Source organism: Marinobacterium jannaschii DSM 6295 (genome assembly GCF_000620085.1).
GTDB classification, from domain to species: Bacteria; Pseudomonadota; Gammaproteobacteria; order Pseudomonadales; family Balneatricaceae; genus Pontibacterium; species Pontibacterium jannaschii.
Genome location: NZ_JHVJ01000006.1, coordinates 250,636 through 269,610, shown reverse-complemented (window position 1 = coordinate 269,610; position 18,975 = coordinate 250,636). Strand labels below are relative to the sequence as shown.

Below are 18,975 nucleotides of genomic sequence, written 5' to 3'. Positions count from 1 at the left end.
ACGAGGGTGAGAGCGTCAACCTGCTCTCTGATTGCTGGAGCTATTTTTTCCTATAAAAAATAGACAATAAAGTTCATAATATTGCTATTTATTGTCTATAAAATTGACATATGAAGCTAAAGACAACGCTGGAGCAGTGGCTCACCCTCAGGGCAATTGAACAGGCCGGCAGTATTCAGGCTGCAGCATCAGTCCTGAACAAGAGTCATACCACCCTGATCTATGCTGTGAAGAAGCTCGAACGACAGCTTGGGGTGAGCTTAGTCGAGGTGCAGGGACGCAGGGCGGTGCTCACTGATAACGGTCGGGTATTACTGCGCCGGGCGGCACCGATACTGGACCAGGCCCAGGAGCTGGAACTGGTCAGTGCCCAGTTATCCAGTGGGATCGAATCAGAAATCACCGTCAGCATGGACCACCTGTGTAATCCGGACTGGTTATACGGACCGATGGCTGAGTTTCTGGCGCAAAACAGCACAACCTCAATTCAGGTGCTAGAAACCTCACTCTCGAAAACCACCGAGATGGTCACCGCCGAGCGGGCGGATATCGCAATTATCAACCTGCCCGTCACCAACTATCCGGCCGAAGCATTTGGCTTAACAACCATGGTGCCGGTGGTGTCCGGAAATCACCCCCTGGCAGACAGGGTCAGCCTGACAATGGCGGACTTTGCCACCAGTTGCCAGATAGTGGTCCGTGACCTGGGTGGTTCGGACAAACCCGCCGCCGCACAGGATGTCGGCTGGTTGAAATCGCGCCAGCGTATTACGGTTGATAACTTTGACCATGCCATGCGCGCCGTATCCCAGGGCGTGGGTTTCTGCCGACTGCCACAACACATCGTTGATGCCGGTAACGATAGTGACCTCAGGGTACTTCGCGTCGAACATGCCGACAGCTATCAGGTGCCGTTACACCTGACCTTACCTAAAGGTGCCACAACCGGCCCTGCCGCCCGGTGCTTCTACGATATGCTGCTCAGATCGGCCAGGGAAAGAGGCTAAAGCGACAGTGCGCTACAACTGGCGACGGTCACATCAATACATTCAGGGACAGCCGCCCGTTGCGGCAAAGGAAAAGCTAACTTACTGTCCGGGAATGGTTGGCCACTATAACCGTCTTTCCTTGAGGAATTGCTTTGAGTGTGAGAGATAAACGATTTTCCGTCAGACCGAGACGCTAAAAACAACCCTAAACTCGATAACCGCTTAGCACATTTGGATAAAATCGGGGCAGAGTAAAACCCATTAATGCTTAATTGTGAGTGCTGAGAAGGTTGTTAATCTCGACTAAGATCGAGGTGTTGGCTATCGCCAAAGAAACTATCTTCAATAGCAATCGTGAATGCTTTCGGGGAATTTTCACAGATCACAGTTGCTGATATGAATGTCCAAATGGAATCAGCTTTCTGAACTGACCCCGTCCCGACTTTTTCAGAACGTTAAGTCCTTCAAGATGAAGGAAAAAGTCCCACAAGATCTTGTAGGTGCTTGGCACAAGATCCGGATCAAAGCCTACCTTGTGCATGATGCTTTTACGGAAGGTGAGAGTCCTAATCGGTTCAATGGCATCGACACCGTGATGCTTCTTAAGTCTGTCTGCATAGTATTTCGTATTCACCCCATCATTGTTCACCAAGCAGATTGTGCGAATTAGGAGGATCTGCCAGTACTCATTAGGGCATCCGAAAATCCATCCATCCTTGTAGTTTTTCGTCCATTGCTTCGCAGGAATGCCTTTGTGGGTTAGCTCAATTAACGCTTGGTTGTAATCCTGTTGAATTCGATCAATGTTGTGAAATTCAGGTTGCTTGGTTCCGTCTAGGATGTCGTTGAACCACTCAATTCTGTGCTGCAGGTCCTGTTTTATTTTGTTGTTAGCAGCCTTTAATGCTTGTTGTTTTATATAGCGCACAGTGGAGATATGTTCATCCATTACTTTAGATTTTCCCCACTTCAACTGTCGTTCGAGTTCTTGAGGGGCTGGTAACTCTGAAATATCTAATCGTAGATGGGATTTATCAGAAGAGAAGGTGTTAGCTGTGGGTAATTGTATAGCTATGAAGAGACGAAATTGATGTGTGCTCACGGTACATTTAGCTTCAAGTTGGGCTTTAACAGGGCCTGTTATATCCCATAATTGAAGGGTTGTTGGTAGCTCGGGTGTTGGGGGAAACTTGGGCTTTATGTAGTTGCCTGCTAGGTCTTTATCAAGTGAAGTGACTACTGCTGGGAGAGTGTAGGTTGGCAAGGATAGAGTTTTTACTACTTTGAAGTAGTTACGTATGCAGTCCATCCATTTATCAATTTCCTGGTTTCGCCTATCCCTAGCCTCTGCGGCGTTTGAATGACAAATATAATGGAGATGCTGTCGGAAAGGCTCACTTTCGTTTATCCAGGACAACCTGTCCTTTTCACCAAGTGCTTTCTCGATGTCGTCGAACGTTAGTTGAGACTTAGTTGTCAGATTAGCTAGGCCTATCTCAAAGGATGCTAAGCCGGCTGCTGCGATCTTTTGAGCTTTTTCGTCATCCACTTCATGTGTCACAGCAACTTCGATAGCTACCTGTAGTTCCAGCCCTTCGATTGCAGTCGTACAGATAATATCTGGCTTTATTCGGTGGGCCGGTAGGTTAACCTCTTCTTGGGTATCCCAAACCTTTAATGACTCTGCAAGGAACTCTCGCGCTGAACTGAATGGTTCCTGTAGACGTGAGTAGATGGTCTTGGAACTGTAATGAGTCGTGGGAAAAAGGATTGTAGAGGCGTTTAACAATACATACTTTGCCATCAAGTGGACGGCTGTTTCTCTACAGGCTTGTTGCTCGGTGGCTTTATAGTGAGAGAAATGATCGGCTTTGATTGGGCCCTTCTTTGCGAGGAGCGGAGCCCCGCACTCTGGACATACACAATTGCACTTTAGGCCGCTTTCGACGTCGTCAATTAAACGTATTTCCTGAGAATCCTTATCCAGGCCTATTGGGGTCTTCATTCCTTAAAAACCGTCAGCATGGTTACTTTGAGATGTTTCTCTAGTCAGCAGACTAGCCAGACTACAGACACAAAAAAAGCCCCTTCAAAGGAGCTTCTTAAGTAGTGGTACCAGCGGCCGGACTCGAACCGGCACACCCGTTAAGGCGGGGGATTTTGAATCCCCTGTGTCTACCAATTTCACCACGCTGGCACTGCAGTGGGGGCGTATTATAAGTGGCTTTCACGTGGCGTCAATCAGTTAGCGCTGATAACTGCAAATTTTTCCTTACTCCGGTAGAATGTCGCTCCTTTCAATCAGCCTTTCTGAAGTGTCCTGAATGCAGGTTAAAGACTTTCATTTTGATCTTCCTGAGGCGTTGATCGCCAGCTATCCGCTGGAGCAACGTACTCAGAGCCGTTTGTTGTGCCTTGAGGGTGACAGCGGCAACCTTGAACACCGTCATTTTGCCGATGTGCTGGAGCTGTTGCAGCCGGGCGATCTGGTGGTGTTTAACGATACCCGGGTGATTCCGGCGCGCCTGTTTGGCCAGAAGGAGAGTGGCGGCAAGGTCGAGATTCTAGTGGAACGGGTGCTGAATGCCTCCGAGGCGCTGGCCCATGTTCGTTCCAGCCGCTCACCGAAACCGGGGGCGAAACTGACCCTTGAGGGTGGTTTGCAGGCGGAAGTGACCGGGCGTCACGAAAACCTGTTCCAGCTGCGCTTCGATATCGAGGGTTCGCTGATCGAGGCGCTGGAGGCGCACGGCCATATGCCGTTGCCGCCTTATATGAAGCGCGAGGATCAGCTGGAAGACCGCGAGCGTTACCAGACGGTCTACAATCAGAAGCCGGGTGCCGTAGCCGCGCCGACCGCTGGCCTGCACTTCGATGAGGCGTTGCTGGCCAAGCTGGATGAGATGGGGGTCACCAAGGCCTTCGTTACCCTGCATGTGGGGGCGGGTACCTTCCAGCCGGTGAAGGTGGATAAGATCGAAGAGCATGTGATGCACGCCGAGTATATCGAGGTGAGCGAAGCGGTCTGCCAGGCGGTGCGTGAGACCAAGGCCCGTGGCGGCCGGGTCGTTGCGGTCGGTACCACCAGTGTGCGCTCACTGGAGAGTGCCAGCCAGAATGGTGAGATCGAGCCGTTCTTCGGCGATACCAGCATCTTTATCTTCCCCGGTTACGAATTCAAAACCGTGGATGTGCTGATTACCAATTTCCATCTGCCGGAGTCGACGTTGCTGATGCTGGTCAGTGCCTTTGCAGGCTACGAGCATGTGATGCAGGCGTACAGGACTGCGGTTGAGGAGTGTTACCGCTTCTTCAGTTACGGTGATGCGATGTTTATTACCCGTAAGAACGGGGCGTTGGAGGTAAAGTGAGCAGAGAGTGTTTCATGAAGTTTGAACGTATCACGACGCAGGGCAAGGCCCGTCGTGGACGTCTGACATTCCCCCGTGGCGTGGTGGAAACCCCGGCTTTTATGCCGGTCGGTACCTACGGCACCGTCAAAGGTATGTTGCCGAAGGATATCGAGGCAACCGGTGCCCAGATCATTCTGGGCAATACCTTCCACCTGATGCTGCGTCCGGGTACCGAGATCGTCAAGCAGCACGGCGACCTGCATGATTTTATGCAGTGGAAGGGACCGATCCTGACCGATTCCGGCGGCTTCCAGGTGTTCAGCCTGGGCAAGATGCGCAAGATCACCGAGCAGGGCGTGACCTTCCAGTCGCCGGTGAATGGCTCCAAAGTATTTATCGATCCTGAAAAATCGATGCAGGTGCAGCGTGACCTGGGCTCCGATATCGTGATGATCTTCGATGAGTGTACCCCTTATCCGGCGACGGAAACCGAAGCGGCACAGTCGATGCGGATGTCGATGCGCTGGGCCGAGCGTTCCAAGAAAGCCCACGGCGACAGTCCGTCGGCGCTGTTTGGTATCGTTCAGGGCGGCATGTACGAACATCTGCGTGATGAGTCGATGGAAGGGCTGGAGAAGATCGGCTTCGACGGTTATGCCATTGGCGGTCTGTCAGTGGGCGAGCCTAAGCATGAGATGGTCAAGATCCTTGATCATCTGGCGTATAAGATGCCGGAGGATAAGCCGCGCTACCTGATGGGTGTCGGTAAGCCGGAAGATCTGGTGGAAGGCGTGCGCCGTGGGATCGATATGTTCGACTGCGTGATGCCGACCCGTAATGCCCGTAACGGTTTCCTGTTTACCGATACCGGTATCGTCAAAATCCGTAATTCTGCGAATAAGACCGATACCCGTCCCGTAGATGAAACCTGCGCTTGTTACACTTGTCGTAATTTCAGCCGCGCTTATCTGCATCATCTGGATAAGTGTAAGGAGATCCTCGGATCACAGCTGAACACAATCCATAATCTTACCTACTATCAGACGCTTATGGCCGGATTGCGCCAGGCAATTGAAGAAGGTAAATTGGACGACTTTGTGAACGAATTTTACGCTAAGCGGGGCCTTGAAACGCCGCCACTGAGCACCATATAAGTAACAGTTTTCTTTTTATTGTCAGGAGTTAAGCTACATGAGCTTTTTTATCTCTACTGCGAATGCTGCCGAAGGCGCAGCGGGTGCAGCCGCCGCACCGGAAATGTTTAACCTGCTGTTTCTGGTCGGCTTCGGTCTGATCTTCTACTTCTTCATGTGGCGTCCACAGTCCAAGCGTGCCAAAGAGCACAAAAACCTGCTTGGCGGCCTGAGCAAGGGTGACGAAGTGATGACCAGCGGTGGTCTGGTCGGCAAGATCACTAAAGTGAACGACGACTACGTAGTATTGGAAGTCAGCGAAGGCGTTGAAATGCAGTTCCAGAAAGTACACGTCGCCGCGGCACTGCCTAAAGGCACTATCAAAAGCATTTGATAGCGGCTAATCGGAAACGCCACTGCTGAAGTGGCGTTTTTGTTTCTGCAAGGAACTTCTGCAAGGAACAAGGGCACAGTATGCTCAATAGATACCCCCTCTGGAAAAACCTCCTCATCGCTGTTGTCCTGCTGCTTGGCGCTCTCTACTCCGCGCCGAACCTATATCAGGACGACTTCGCCATCCAGCTGACCGGCAGCCGCGATATCTACACCGTAGATGAAAGCCTGCTGAGCCGTGTGACCTCGGCGCTGAAGCGTGAGGGGCTGGAAATCAAAAATGCCGAGCTGGAAAAGAAAAGCGGCCTGATCCGTTTTAATGACGGTGAAACCCAGCTGAAGGCGAAAGCGGTGGTCAGCCGCGTGGTTGGCGATGACTATGTCGTTGCCCTCAACCTGGCGCCTTCTACGCCGGACTGGCTGACCAGCCTGGGTGCCGGCCCGATGAAGCTGGGTCTCGACCTGCGAGGTGGCGTGCACTTCCTGCTGGAAGTGGATCTGCCAACGGCGGTGGCACAGAAACTGGAAAATTACGCCTCTGAGATTAAAGGTAAGCTGCGGGAAGAAAAGCTGCGCTACCGTACCGTGACCAGTCGTGATGATGGCAGCCTGGCGGTGAAGTTCGCCAAAGCCGACGTCCGTGACGAGGCGCTGACGGTCCTGCGCAAAGAGTACCAGCAGTTCCTGCTGACCAGCGCTGAAGAAAACGGCAGCTACTTCGTGGTATTCAACCTGTCTGAACAGGCGATCCGCGATATCGAAGATTATGCCCTGAAACAGAACCTGACGACCCTGCGTAACCGTGTTAACGAACTGGGTGTAGCCGAGCCGCTGGTACAGCGTCAGGGCCGCAACCGTATCGTGGTGCAGCTGCCGGGGATTCAGGATACGGCAGCCGCCAAGCGTATTATCGGTAAGACGGCGACCCTGGAGTTCCGCCTCGAAGCGTCACCGGGTGCCAGCAGTGCGCGCACCGAAACTTACAAGTTCCGCAGCGAGCAGGGCCGCAAGGCGACACTGGAAAAAGACATCATCATCAAGGGTGATAATGTCGCCAACGCCCAGGCCTCTTTCGATGAAAACGGTCAGCCACAGGTGAATATCACCCTGGACTCCAAGGGTGGTGATCTGATGGCACGTACCACCCGCAATGCGGTGAAACGTCGCATGGCGGTGCTGTTTGTCGAAGATAAAGAGCGCAGTGTCTACAAGACGGTTAATGGCGAGCCGGTGGTAGAGAAGATCCGCTTCCAGGAGAAGAACATCATCTCCCTGGCGACGATCCAGTCTGTGCTGGGTAGTAACTTCCGTATCACCGGTCTCGACGGTGCAGGTGAGTCCTCCGAACTGGCACTGCTGCTGCGTGCCGGTGCACTGGCGGCACCGATCTACTTCGTCGAAGAGCGCACGGTCGGACCTAGCCTGGGTGCCGAGAATATTGCACAGGGCGTTACGGCAGTGACCTGGGGCTTCGGTCTGGTGTTGCTGTTTATGGTTATCTACTACCGCACCTTCGGCCTGCTGGCCAATGTTGCCCTGAGCTTCAACCTGATGCTGCTGGTAGCGGTGATGTCGATGCTGTCGGCCACCCTGACCCTGCCGGGTATCGCCGGTATCGTGCTGACGGTGGGTATGGCGGTGGATGCCAACGTGCTGATCTTTGCCCGTATCAAGGAAGAGCTTAAAAACGGCCTGCCGGCGCAGTCGGCGATTCATGCCGGTTTCGACCGCGCCTTTACCACTATCCTGGATGCCAACATCACCACCCTGATTGCGGCGCTGATCCTGTTTGCGATGGGTACCGGTCCGGTAAAAGGCTTCGCCGTAACCCTGTCGGTGGGTATCCTGACGTCGATGTTTACTGCCATTCTGGTGACCCGTGCGCTGGTTAACCTGACCCACGGTGGCCGTCAGTTGCAGACCGTTTCGATCGGAGGTGTGAAGTAATGTCAGAGACGCAGAAAATCTATGACTTTATGGGGCTGCGCAAAGGGGCGGCGATCTTCTCTCTGGTCTTGCTGCTGGTCTCTATCGGCTCGCTGGCGTTTAACGGCCTCAAGCTGGGGCTGGATTTTACCGGCGGCAGCCTGGTGGAGGTTGGCTACGAGCAGGCGGTCGAGCTGGAAGATATCCGCGATAAGCTGAAAGGTTCCGGCTATAACGATGCCGTGGTGCAAACCTTCGGATCGCCGACGGATATCCTGATCCGTCTCGGCAGTGATCACGACCCGAAACTGGGTGATAAGGTGGTTGCCGCGTTGCAGGCAGATGAGAGCAACGAAATCACCCTGCGCCGTAACGAGTTTGTCGGTGCCCAGGTGGGTGAAGAACTGCGCGAACAGGGTGGCCTGGGCATGCTGGTCGCGCTGGCGATGATCATGATCTACGTCGCCTTCCGCTTCCAGTTCAAGTTCTCAGTGGGCGCTGTGGCTGCCCTGGCGCATGACGTCATCATCGTGTTGGGCTTCTTTTCGGTACTGCAGGTTGAGTTTGACCTGACGGTACTGGCGGCGGTGCTGGCGGTGATCGGTTACTCACTCAACGATACTATCGTGGTGTCTGACCGTATCCGTGAGAACTTCCGCAAGATGCGTCGTGGCACGCCGATCGAGATCATGAACTCGTCCCTCAGCCAGACGCTGGGCCGTACCCTGGTGACCTCCTTAACCACCTTGCTGGTGCTGTTGGCACTGGCGCTGTTTGGTGGTGAGATGATCCACGGCTTCGCGGTGGCACTTCTGGTCGGTGTCTTTATCGGTACTTACTCCTCCATCTATGTGGCGGCCAACGTACTGATCGCGATGAACATCTGTAAGGAAGACCTGCTGCCTCCCGAAAAGGAGGAAGAGGTGGACGATCGTCCATAACGTTTCAGAAAGCCGGCCTTGCGCCGGCTTTTTTAATCCTGCGCCAAAAAACCGCTATTAAACGCTTGAATACAATTCAAATACTGCAATTTGAAGTACACTCAGAATAATACTGTGAACAGGGGCGCAGCCGAATATGCGGCCCGTAGCCCTGCCATATCGTTAAAAGGATTCCATGAGTAAAGACTGGCTAAAACGCGATCCCAAGGCCGCCGCTGAGGCGGAGAAATACGGTAACCCGGTACCCAGCCGCGAGTTCATGCTGGAGTTTCTGCAGGAATGGGGACGGCCAATCAGCCATCCGCGACTCTGCCAGGAGCTGGGGATTGTGGAAGAGGACAGCTTTAATGCGGTAGGTTTCCGGCTTAAGGCGATGTGCCGTGATGGCCAGCTGATGAGCAACCGCAAGAACGAGTTTGGTCTGATCAAGAATATGGAGCTGATTCCGGGCCGGGTGATCGGTCATCGCGACGGCTTCGGTTTCGTCACGCCGGACGGCAGCGGCGATGACCTGTTTATCAGCCCGCGTCAGATGAAGCAGGTTTTTGATGGCGACCGGGTGCTGGTGCAGGAGAGCGGGCGCGATCATAAGGGCCGCCGCGAAGGGAAGATTATCGAAGTGCTGGAGCACTGCACCCGCCGCCTGGTGGGACGCTTTTCCGGTCAGGATGGCTTTGGCTCGCTGCGGCCGGAGAACCAGCGTATTACCCAGGAAGTGATGATCAAGCCGGACCCGGAAAATCCGCTGCAGTATCAGGACCAGCAGCTGGTGATCGCCGAGATTACCAAGCAGCCGGGTAAGCGCAATATGCCACTGGCGAAGGTGGTGGAAGTACTGGGTGATCATCTGGCGCCGGGGATGGAGATCAAGGTCGCCATCGCCAATTACGATGTGCCCAGTGAGTGGCCGGATGCGGTGCGCCAGGAGACCGGCGAACTGCAGGCCGAGGTGGAAGAGAGCGCCAAGGCCAACCGCGTCGACCTGCGCCATCTGCCACTGGTGACCATCGATGGTGAAGATGCGCGCGACTTCGATGATGCGGTCTATGCCGAGAAAAAACGCAGCGGTGGCTGGCGTCTCTGGGTGGCGATCGCCGATGTCTCCTGGTATGTCCGTCCCGACAGCGCCTTGGATCATGAGGGGCATAACCGAGGTAACTCGGTCTATTTTCCGGAGTATGTGGTGCCGATGCTGCCGGAGTTGCTCTCCAATGGCCTCTGCTCGCTGAATCCCCATGTCGATCGCCTGGCGATGGTCTGTGAAATGACCATCAGCGCGGCTGGCAAGCTGTCCGGCTATCAGTTTTATGAAGCGGTGATTCAGTCCCATGCCCGCCTGACCTATACCAAGGTGGGGCAGATGCTGATGCAGCCTGACAGTAAGGAAGGCCGGCAGCTGCGTCAGGAATATGCTGGCGTGATGAAGCCACTGGAAACCCTGTACAGCCTTTACCATGCCCTGCGTGGTGCCCGGGAGGAGCGTGGCGCGATCGATTTCGAGACCACCGAAACCCGCATCGTCTTCAGCGACCAGCGTAAGATCGAAGAGATCGTCCCGGTGCAGCGTAACGATGCCCATAAGCTGATCGAAGAATGCATGCTGTGTGCCAACGTCGCCACGGCGCGTTTCCTGGCGAAGCTGAAAGTGCCAACCCTGTATCGCGTCCATGAAGGACCTAAGGAAGCTAAGCTGGCCAACCTGCGGGCTTACCTCAGTGAGCTGGGACTGAACCTGGCCGGTGGCGAAGAGCCGGAGCCCAAGGACTACCAGCGCCTGGCGGAACAGATCGAAGGCCGGCCGGATCGCCATATTATCCAGACTATGATGCTGCGCTCGATGCGTCAGGCGGTCTACAGCCCGGATAACCAGGGCCACTTTGGCCTCGCCTATCCGGCCTATACCCACTTTACCTCGCCGATCCGCCGCTATCCCGACCTGATGGTGCACCGGGCGATCCGTGCCCAGATCCATTCAGCCAAGCAGGATCGCGCTATCGGCCGCCCGGACGGGTTTCAGCCCAATCCGGACTTCCTGACCAGCTACAGCATGGAGCAGCTGTTGCAGCTGGGTGAGCACTGCTCGATGACCGAGCGTCGTGCCGACGATGCGACCCGGGACGTGGTCTCCTGGCTGAAATGTGAATATATGCAGAGTCAGGTGGGGAACGAGTACGACGGTGCTGTCTCGGCAGTCACCGGTTTCGGCCTCTTTATCGAACTGGAACAGCTGTTTGTCGAAGGCCTGGTGCATATCACGGCGTTGCCGGGCGACTATTACCACTTTGATGCGGCGAAGCAGCGCCTGCTGGGCGAACGCACCCGCAAGAAGTTCCAGCTCGGTGACCGGGTTCGGGTGAAAGTGGTACGGGTCGATCTGGACGAGCGCAAGATCGATTTCGAGATGGTTGAGGCGTTACGCGGAAAGCGTCGTAAGAAGCGCGATATGCTGGCTGAAGGTTCTATCGGAAACCGAGACCCTAAGCCCGCTGCCGCGCCGGTGACTGCGCCTGAGGCGAAGAAACTGCCGGCCCACCATGCCGGTCATAAGGACGACTGGGGCCATAAGGCCAAGCCGGAAAAAGGCCATAAGGCGCCGCGCAAACGGGGGGCCAAAAACAGCGAAACTGAGCTGATCAATCCACGTAAGCGCGGAGTGAAAACCGCGGCGGCTAAAACGGCTTCGGCAGACGGGCTTGCTGCCGGAAAGGATAAGCCAAAGCTGTCGGCGGCCGAGCGTGAGCTGATGGAGCTCAGTGGTAAGGTGGGTGGTAAGAGCCGCAAGTCGCAGAAACGTAAGGCTAAGTCTGCCAAGCCGAAGGCGGGCGGCAAGAAGGCCGCTGCCGCGAAGGGCGCTAAAAAGTCGGCAAAGAAAGCCAAGTCGAAAAAGCACGGCTGAGACTGAGCTGAGAGACTGCCTTAACCGGCCGCACTGAGCTGATAGAACTGCAGTGCGGCGTCGAAGTTAAGGACCAGGTAACCGAGCCAGAGCAGAATGGGGGCGAGCGCAAGCAGCCCCCATTTTTTTGTCAGCGCGGCACACTGTTGCTGCTGCCAGAGCCAGCGAAACAGGGCCGCAATGCAGACTCCTTCCAACAGACCTGCCAGCGCATCCAGCGGCCAGTGCACGCCCAGCACCAGGCGGGATAGCGGAATCAGCAGCAGAGGCAGCAGGCACAGGCTGTAACTGATCCTGCGCCAGCGTGGCGGCCGTCCATAGCTGAAGATGACGGCCAGCATCCCCCAGAACGCAGCTGCCCCGCTGGCATGGCCACTGGGAAAGCTGTAGCTGCTGTAGATCAGGCCGATCGGTTCCGGTCGCGGCAGGGCATAAGCGTATTTCAGGGCAATATTCAGGCTGGCGGCGAGCAGTATCGCAGCGGCGAACAGCAGGACCAGCAGCCGGTGGCCGCCAAGTAACAAGCCGAGGCAGACCACGCCGCTCATGGCCAGTAACAGCTGCAGGTCACCTGCCAGGGTGATAGCGGCCATCCACTGACTGACCCCAGGCGGTACGGCCTGTAAGCGGTTACTGAGCTGAAGCTCCCATTGCGGGACCTGGTAGTAAGCACGAAACGCCAGCAGCGCCAGAAACAGAGCCAGACAGATAAAGCCCAGCAGCTGGGCGTTATGGCTGTGAGGGGAGGGGAAGTGACGCCACGGGCGATGCGCCTTGTCCAGCCGCGGGTGAATCGCATGCAGCAGCACTAAAAGCAGCATTGCTGCAGCGGCCAGCTGGGTCCATATATTCCAGTGATAGGCCAGTGTACCGCTCTCCTGACCGAGCCAGTAGGCTGGTAACAGATAGGCCGGCGCCCATAGCAGGGCAGAGAGGAGGTTAAATGCCAGAAAGCGCTGTGACGGCATCTGCAGGCTGCCGGCCACCAGCGGTATGATCGGTCGTAGCGGACCGATGAAACGCCCCAGAAGCACGCTGCTGCCGCCATAGTGACGGAAGAAGCGCTCGCCCTTGTCCAGCCAGTCCGGATGGTGCCTGAGGGGGGCTCGCTGCTGCAGCCAGGGCAGGGCATAGTGACCCAGCCTGAAACTGATCCAGTCGCCCAGGACTGCGCCAATGAAGCCGCTCAGCAGCAACAGCGGGACCGATACGCCTTCGGCCCCGGCCAGCCAGCAAAGTCCGGCCAGCAGGGCGACGCCCGGCAGCAGCAGGCCGACAATTGCCAGCGATTCCAGTAGGGCGATCAGACCGATCAGCGGCAGCAGCCAGTCCGGGTTGATAGTTGTAAGCCAGTCAGACACGAGACAGGTTTCCAGATAGGACGGTTTTAGCTAATTCTACGTCGCACAAGGCACGATCTGTTATACTCGTGCGCCGATACCTACCGGCCACGGAACCTCCGATGAAAGAGATCATCCTGTTGACGATTTCCGGTGAAGATAAACCGGGTGTTACAGCGGCAATTACCGCAATTCTGGCGCAATACAAGATTAATATTCTGGATATTGGCCAGGCTGTTATCCACGATACCCTGTCACTGGGTATTCTGATAGAAGTCCCGAAAGAAGCGGAGTCCTCTCCGATCCTGCGGGATGTGCTGTTTAAGGCACATGAACTGAACCTCAATATCCGCTTCCAGCCGGTCGAAGAAGACAACTACGAGCACTGGGTCGACGGACAGGGAAAGTCCCGTCATATTATTACCCTGCTGGCGCGTAAGGTCACGGCTGAACACCTGTCTAAGGTGACCGATATTGCAGCCAGTCATGGCCTCAATATCGATAATATCAGCCGTCTGTCCGGCCGTATTTCCATGAATGAGTCGCCTGATACCCGCACCAAGGCCTGCGTCGAGTTCTCGGTGCGCGGCCAGCCTGCCGATGGCGCGGCGTTGCGTGAAGAATTCCTTAAGGCGGCATCCGATCTGGATGTGGATATTGCCTTCCAGGAAGACAATATCTTCCGCCGTAACCGCCGTGTGGTGGTGTTCGATATGGACTCTACCCTGATCGAAGCGGAAGTGATCGACGAGCTGGCGAAGGAAGCCGGTGTTGGTGACCAGGTGATCGAGATCACCGAAGCGGCAATGCGCGGTGAGATCGACTTTAACGAGAGTTTCCGCCGCCGTGTCGGCCTGCTGAAAGGGCTGGATGCCTCGGTACTGGAAAGCATCGCACAGCGCCTGCCGATGACTGAAGGGGTGGAAGAGCTGGTCTCTAACCTTAAGGCTCTGGGCTTTAAGACCGCGATCCTGTCCGGTGGCTTTACCTACTTCGGCAAGCACCTGCAGCAGAAGCTGGGCTTCGACTATGTCTATGCCAATGAGCTGGATATTGTCGATGGCAAAGTGACCGGTGAAGTCAAAGGCACCATCGTCAATGGTCAGCGTAAGGCTGAGCTGCTGCGTGAGATCGCCGAACGTGAGGGTGTGCAGCTGGAGCAGACCATCGCTGTCGGTGACGGCGCTAACGACCTGCCGATGCTGTCGATCGCCGGACTGGGCATCGCCTTCCGCGCCAAGCCTCTGGTGCGTCAGAGCGCCAAGCAGGCGATCAGCACCCTGGGACTGGACGGTATTCTCTACCTGATCGGATTCCGAGACCGCGATACGCTGTAGGCTACGAGCTACTACGAGCTACGAGCTACAAAAAAGCCCCGCCTTCGAAAGAGGGCGGGGCTTTTTGTTATCCGGGACTTCTTGCTTAATCAGCTATCGAAGAAATCGTATTCCATCGCTTCTTTAGGTGGCTGCAGGTAGTTGCCCTGAATGTAGTTCACACCGGCACGCCACAGCTTACTCATGACCTGGGTGCCCTCGACCAGTGGCGCAATGGTAATGCGCTGCTCGGCATGCAGCTGGCTCAGTTTCTGGTAGAACAGCTTATCTTCTTCGTTGTTGCTCTGTTCCAGCCCCTGAACCTGTTGTCCGTCCAGCTTCACCAGCTCCGGCTGGATGCTGCTCTGTACCAGGGCGGAGTCAGGAGAGGCGCCGTAGTGCTTGATACAGATGCGGCAGTGCAGTTCGCGCAGTGATTCGGTAAAGGACTTGGCATGGCGCAGGTAGGTGTAGGCATCCAGCTCGCTGATCTGGAAGATAATGTTCTCAGCCGGCAGGCCGGATTTCCTCAGCAGGTTGGCAAACCAGGAGATGGTGCTGACATCTTTCAGGGTGCGGCCGGTCAGGTTGATAAACAGGTGGCTGCGCTGGCCGCTCTTGTACTCCTTTTGCAGCTGGCGCAGGGATTCCTTGATCACCCAGCGGTCGACCATCAGGCTCATCTTGTTGCGGGATAGTACATCCATGAACTCGCCGGGTGACACTTCGCGGCCATCATCGATCAGGCGCAACAGGACTTCGTAATAGCAGGACTGGGCATCCTGTTTCAGCGAAACTATCGGCTGGTACAGCAGTTTAAAGCTTTGCTTCTCAATCGCACGGCGCAGCATCGCCAGGATCTCACTCTCCTGATCCGGCATCTCCTCTTCGGCCATATAGAGTGAAACCCCATTGCCTTCTGCACGCCGTGCCCGCACGTCTTCTGCTGCACTCAGCGCACGTTTGAGCAACTCGGCACGCTTAGGGGCGTTATCACTGATGCTGGCAATGCCGATGCTGGCAGAGGTTTGCATCGTCTTGCCGCCGGCTTCTGACAGGTTACCGGCGATCGCCGTACAGAGCTTCTCAGCCAGTAGCAGCGCCTTGTCAGGGCTGGGGTCATAGTAGACCACGGCAAAGGCGTCATCGCCGATACGGCCCCTCAGGTGAGCGTTGTTGACGTGCTTGGTCAGGATCGCGCCGATATCGCGGACAATCTGGTCGCAGCCTTCAGTGCCGCATTCATGCATGATCGCCGCATACTGGTCCAGGCTGACATAAAGCAGGCTGCAGTCGGCACCGCCATCCAGTGCACGCTGAATCACCCGATCCAGCTCCTTCTCGGTATGGCTCTTCTTGTACAGGCCGCTGATCAGATCCAGCTTGCTGTTGAGGGTTTCTTCCTCAGAAGTCTGGCTGCGGGACACTTTCAGTTGCAGGCAGGCGATACCTTCGTAACGGGCGGGCTGAACATCAAGCCGGGCCTTGAAGTGAGAGCCATCCTTACGCTTGAAGTCGAGCTGGATCGATTCGGTGTTGTGGGCATCCAGTACGCCTTCATTCAGCTGCTCCAGGCGCTCGAACTCCTCCTGGGTAATGCAGTCATGCAGTTCCAGTCCTACCAGCTCATTCGGGTTGTCGTAGCCAAACAGGGAGGTAAAGCGCTTGTTTGCCAGCAGGATGCTGCGGGTGCTGCAGTAGGCGTAGGCTGATGAGGCATTCTGCATCAGTTCGAGGCTGCGCTGATCGGCATCGGACAGGTTGGCTTCGGTAAAGCGCAGCTGGCGGCGGGTCTCCAGGTTATCCAGTTCGCGGCGGATATGCAGTGTCAGCAGTTCCACCTCTTCGAGTGGCACCACGGCCTGAATATGAGCGCGCATGCCCTGCAGCAGCTGCTGACTGTCCGCCTGGGGAACAATCTGGATCACGGGGATATCTTTGTTGGCGCGCTTAAGATGATGTACGGCCTGTTTAACGGTGAACTCGTAACGATCGATGGTGCATAGAATCAGGTCCCAGGAGCGTTCACTGAGGGCGTCAAGAAACTCCTGCTCAGTCTGGACCCGTTGTCCCCGCGGGGACAGCCGGGAAGCTCTGAGCAGCTTGACGATCGGATCAACCTCTTCCTGCTCCAGGCCCAGAAAGAGTAGCTGAACATGTTTACGCATTCGCTGCCGCCGACGGCTGGATAGTTGTTCCAGAACTTCCTGTGTCTGCTTCGATGTAGCTTGCAACAGCGTCATCTAGCGCTCCCTTTTTGCTTGGCTGATTTCCCCGACAGAAGCGGGAGTCTAACTTTTTTATATCAGCCTGTCAGGAAGTGCTTTTGCCCGAAACTTGACCCAGGTCGCCCTTAACCAGAATTTAATACCAATATCGTAGGGCAGTTTAGTCGTTGTTTCTTAGATTGCATTAGCGAATGCTTCTTAGTGACAGGAACTATGAGCGGAGCAGGGCGTTCAGCGCTTCAGTCGTTGAGAGGCTATTACGGGGAGCTGGCTGGTATGGGATTGGACGAATCTCCACATACAGGAATCACGCTTCAAGAGGACTGAGCAGTGCCTTAGCGTCTGGCGATACGGAAGCGTATATGGATCAGGGCATTCAGTGTTTGTGTGATTAAGTAATGGGAAACTTTTAAGAGGAGATGGCTGGGGTAGGAGGGATCGAATCTTCCACATACTGGAATCACGCTTCAAGAAGCATAAGCAGTGCCTTACCGCTTGACGATACGAAAGCGTATACGGATCAGGGCATTCAGTGTTTGTGTGATCAAGTAATGGGGAAGCTTTTAAGAGGAGGTGGCTGGGGTAGGAGGATTCGAACCTCCGCATGCAGGAATCAGAATCCTGTGCCTTACCGCTTGGCGATACCCCAACAATGTCAGCTTTAAGCATTGCGCTTTCAGCTATAAGTGGTTCAGAGCATGGTGGCAATAGCGGGACTCGAACCTGCGACCCTCGCATTATGAATGCGATGCTCTAACCAACTGAGCTATATTGCCGTGCTCAAAAAGAGTGGCAGGGGTAGCTGGATTCGAACCAACGCATGACGAGATCAAAACCCGTTGCCTTACCGCTTGGCTATACCCCTACTCTTTTTCTCAACATGGTGGCAATAGCGGGACTCGAACCTGCGACCCTCGCATTATGAATGCGATGCTCTAACCAACTGAGCTATATTGCCGTGCTCAAAAAGAGTGGCAGGGGTAGCTGGATTCGAACCAACGCATGACGAGATCAAAACCCGTTGCCTTACCGCTTGGCTATACCCCTACTCTTTTTCTCAACATGGTGGCAATAGCGGGACTCGAACCTGCGACCCTCGCATTATGAATGCGATGCTCTAACCAGCTGAGCTATATTGCCTTCGTGTTGAGGCGCGTATTATTCGGATTTTAGGTTTTTCTGTCAACACCTTTAATAAGAAAAAATACAAAAAAATCGCAAAAAATTTAACTGGTTATAAGGCGTTCAGCTGTTCGCCATGTCAGTGGCGGTTTTCTGTACTGATATCGGCTATTGAGGGCCTGTAGCTTTCAGCCAGGCAGAAAAAAACCGCCTGTAAGGCGGTTTTTTCAACAACGGGGCTGACTCAGACGTTAAAGCGGAAGTGGACAACATCACCGTCTTTGACGATGTAATCCTTACCTTCCAGACGCCAGCGGCCTGCATCTTTAGCACCGTTCTCACCGTTGTGCTCGATGAAATCGTCGTAGCCGACAACTTCTGCACGGATGAAGCCTTTCTCGAAGTCGGTGTGGATAACTCCGGCTGCCTGTGGGGCGGTAGCACCGACCTTAACAGTCCAGGCGCGAACTTCCTGCACGCCCGCAGTGAAGTAGGTCTGCAGGCCCAGCAGCTCGTAACCGGCACGGATAACACGATCCAGACCCGGTTCTTCCATACCCAGGTCGGCAAGGAACTCATCGCGTTCTTCATCGTCCAGCTCGGCAATTTCAGCTTCCAGCTTATTGCAGACAACCACAACACCGGCACCCTCGGAGGCTGCCAGCTCACGCACCTTGTCCAGGTGCGGGTTGTCTTCAAAGCCATCTTCATCGACGTTGGCGATATACATGGTTGGCTTGATGGTCAGCAGGTGGAAGCCCTTGACGATCTGCAGCTCGTCGTCATTCAGGCCCAGTGAGCGAACCGGCAGACCTTCTTCCAGATGAGGGATCAGGCGTTCAAGCATCGCTTTTTGTGCCACGGCTTCTTTGTCGCCACCCTTAGCCGGACGCTGTACGCGCTGTAGCTGCTTCTCGGCAGAGTCCAGATCGGCCAGCGCCAGTTCGAGGTTGATGATCTCGATATCGGACAGAGGGTCGATGCGGTTGGCGACGTGGATGACGTTTTCATCTTCGAAGCAGCGTACCACGTGAGCGATCGCATCAGTCTCACGGATATTGGCCAGGAACTTGTTACCCAGGCCTTCACCTTTGGAGGCACCGGCGACCAGACCGGCAATATCAACAAACTCCATAGTGGTTGGTAGTACGCGCTGAGGGTCAACGATGGCAGCCAGCTTGTCCAGGCGCGGATCAGGCATAGCAACCGTGCCGGCGTTTGGCTCGATGGTGCAGAAAGGGAAGTTTTCTGCAGCAATGCCGTTCTTTGTCAGGGCGTTGAACAGGGTAGATTTACCCACGTTGGGCAAACCAACGATACCGCATTTGAAACCCATAA

The 18,975-nt window shown here is 55.2% G+C and carries 12 protein-coding genes and 7 tRNA genes; 8 read left to right on the top strand and 11 right to left on the bottom strand.

Annotation, left to right across the window (positions count from 1 at the left end):
• Window positions 1–110: 110 nt before the first annotated feature.
• Window positions 111–1,007: a LysR family transcriptional regulator gene (locus Q354_RS0106130; protein ID WP_027856832.1), complete on the top strand. Its 897-nt coding sequence runs from the start codon at window positions 111–113 to the stop codon at window positions 1,005–1,007.
• A gap of 364 nt (window positions 1,008–1,371) precedes the next feature.
• On the opposite strand, the gene Q354_RS0106125 is transcribed toward Q354_RS0106130, so the two are convergent.
• Both Q354_RS0106125 and Q354_RS0106120 read right to left on the bottom strand, forming a co-directional pair.
• Window positions 1,372–2,994 (bottom strand): competence protein CoiA family protein, encoded by a 1,623-nt coding sequence (locus Q354_RS0106125; protein ID WP_027856831.1) that lies wholly within the window; start codon window positions 2,992–2,994, stop codon window positions 1,372–1,374.
• Window positions 2,995–3,099: 105 nt separating this feature from the next.
• A tRNA-Leu gene (locus Q354_RS0106120) sits at window positions 3,100–3,186 on the bottom strand.
• A 127-nt stretch (window positions 3,187–3,313) separates the two neighbouring features.
• Between Q354_RS0106120 and queA the strand changes: the two genes are divergently transcribed.
• The 6 genes from queA to rnr all read left to right on the top strand — a co-directional run bounded on the left by queA (window position 3,314) and on the right by rnr (window position 11,631).
• Window positions 3,314–4,360: a tRNA preQ1(34) S-adenosylmethionine ribosyltransferase-isomerase QueA gene (gene queA / locus Q354_RS0106115; RefSeq protein ID WP_027856830.1), complete on the top strand. Its 1,047-nt coding sequence runs from the start codon at window positions 3,314–3,316 to the stop codon at window positions 4,358–4,360.
• 14 nt (window positions 4,361–4,374) lie between these two features.
• Window positions 4,375–5,496: a tRNA guanosine(34) transglycosylase Tgt gene (gene tgt, locus Q354_RS0106110; protein WP_027856829.1), complete on the top strand. Its 1,122-nt coding sequence runs from the start codon at window positions 4,375–4,377 to the stop codon at window positions 5,494–5,496.
• Window positions 5,497–5,533: 37 nt separating this feature from the next.
• On the top strand, window positions 5,534–5,869 hold the full coding sequence (gene yajC, locus Q354_RS0106105; protein ID WP_027856828.1) for a preprotein translocase subunit YajC: 336 nt from the start codon (window positions 5,534–5,536) through the stop codon (window positions 5,867–5,869).
• 80 nt (window positions 5,870–5,949) lie between these two features.
• Window positions 5,950–7,815, top strand: coding sequence for a protein translocase subunit SecD (gene secD, locus Q354_RS0106100; protein ID WP_027856827.1), 1,866 nt, complete (start codon window positions 5,950–5,952; stop codon window positions 7,813–7,815).
• Window positions 7,815–8,735, top strand: coding sequence for a protein translocase subunit SecF (gene secF, locus Q354_RS0106095; protein WP_027856826.1), 921 nt, complete (start codon window positions 7,815–7,817; stop codon window positions 8,733–8,735). Before secD ends, secF begins: the two co-directional genes overlap by 1 nt.
• A gap of 175 nt (window positions 8,736–8,910) precedes the next feature.
• Window positions 8,911–11,631, top strand: coding sequence for a ribonuclease R (gene rnr / locus Q354_RS0106090; RefSeq protein WP_027856825.1), 2,721 nt, complete (start codon window positions 8,911–8,913; stop codon window positions 11,629–11,631).
• A 20-nt stretch (window positions 11,632–11,651) separates the two neighbouring features.
• On the opposite strand, the gene Q354_RS0106085 is transcribed toward rnr, so the two are convergent.
• Entirely contained in the window at window positions 11,652–12,992 is a 1,341-nt protein-coding gene (locus Q354_RS0106085; protein ID WP_027856824.1) for a phosphatase PAP2 family protein, read from the bottom strand.
• A 101-nt stretch (window positions 12,993–13,093) separates the two neighbouring features.
• Between Q354_RS0106085 and serB the strand changes: the two genes are divergently transcribed.
• Window positions 13,094–14,308 carry a phosphoserine phosphatase SerB gene (gene serB, locus Q354_RS0106080; protein WP_027856823.1) on the top strand — a complete coding sequence of 405 codons (1,215 nt, stop codon included), beginning with the start codon at window positions 13,094–13,096 and terminating at the stop codon, window positions 14,306–14,308.
• A gap of 89 nt (window positions 14,309–14,397) precedes the next feature.
• Here the strand turns inward: serB and Q354_RS0106075 are convergent, their stop codons facing one another.
• The 8 genes from Q354_RS0106075 to ychF all read right to left on the bottom strand — a co-directional run bounded on the left by Q354_RS0106075 (window position 14,398) and on the right by ychF (window position 18,973).
• Complete coding sequence (locus tag Q354_RS0106075; protein WP_027856822.1) at window positions 14,398–16,530, bottom strand: EAL domain-containing protein; 2,133 nt, start codon at window positions 16,528–16,530, stop codon at window positions 14,398–14,400.
• Between the two features lie 559 nt (window positions 16,531–17,089).
• Window positions 17,090–17,164 (bottom strand) — tRNA-Gln (locus tag Q354_RS0106070).
• Between the two features lie 50 nt (window positions 17,165–17,214).
• A tRNA-Met gene (locus tag Q354_RS0106065) sits at window positions 17,215–17,291 on the bottom strand.
• A 14-nt stretch (window positions 17,292–17,305) separates the two neighbouring features.
• A tRNA-Gln gene (locus Q354_RS0106060) sits at window positions 17,306–17,380 on the bottom strand.
• Window positions 17,381–17,396: 16 nt separating this feature from the next.
• Window positions 17,397–17,473, bottom strand: a tRNA-Met gene (locus Q354_RS0106055).
• A 14-nt stretch (window positions 17,474–17,487) separates the two neighbouring features.
• Window positions 17,488–17,562, bottom strand: a tRNA-Gln gene (locus tag Q354_RS0106050).
• Window positions 17,563–17,578: 16 nt separating this feature from the next.
• Window positions 17,579–17,655: transfer RNA gene (locus Q354_RS0106045), tRNA-Met, on the bottom strand.
• Between the two features lie 226 nt (window positions 17,656–17,881).
• Window positions 17,882–18,973 (bottom strand): redox-regulated ATPase YchF, encoded by a 1,092-nt coding sequence (ychF, locus tag Q354_RS0106040; RefSeq protein WP_027856821.1) that lies wholly within the window; start codon window positions 18,971–18,973, stop codon window positions 17,882–17,884.
• Window positions 18,974–18,975: the final 2 nt, after the last annotated feature.

Bases quoted from the DNA above. Each gene is read 5' to 3' on its own strand.
- Q354_RS0106130 (WP_027856832.1), top strand. From the start codon at position 111: ATGAAGCTAAAGACAACGCTGGAGCAGTGGCTCACCCTCAGGGCAATT.
- Q354_RS0106125 (WP_027856831.1), bottom strand. From the start codon at position 2,994: ATGAAGACCCCAATAGGCCTGGATAAGGATTCTCAGGAAATACGTTTA.
- queA (WP_027856830.1), top strand. From the start codon at position 3,314: ATGCAGGTTAAAGACTTTCATTTTGATCTTCCTGAGGCGTTGATCGCC.
- tgt (WP_027856829.1), top strand. From the start codon at position 4,375: ATGAAGTTTGAACGTATCACGACGCAGGGCAAGGCCCGTCGTGGACGT.
- yajC (WP_027856828.1), top strand. From the start codon at position 5,534: ATGAGCTTTTTTATCTCTACTGCGAATGCTGCCGAAGGCGCAGCGGGT.
- secD (WP_027856827.1), top strand. From the start codon at position 5,950: ATGCTCAATAGATACCCCCTCTGGAAAAACCTCCTCATCGCTGTTGTC.
- secF (WP_027856826.1), top strand. From the start codon at position 7,815: ATGTCAGAGACGCAGAAAATCTATGACTTTATGGGGCTGCGCAAAGGG.
- rnr (WP_027856825.1), top strand. From the start codon at position 8,911: ATGAGTAAAGACTGGCTAAAACGCGATCCCAAGGCCGCCGCTGAGGCG.
- serB (WP_027856823.1), top strand. From the start codon at position 13,094: ATGAAAGAGATCATCCTGTTGACGATTTCCGGTGAAGATAAACCGGGT.
- Q354_RS0106075 (WP_027856822.1), bottom strand. From the start codon at position 16,530: ATGACGCTGTTGCAAGCTACATCGAAGCAGACACAGGAAGTTCTGGAA.
- ychF (WP_027856821.1), bottom strand. From the start codon at position 18,973: ATGGGTTTCAAATGCGGTATCGTTGGTTTGCCCAACGTGGGTAAATCT.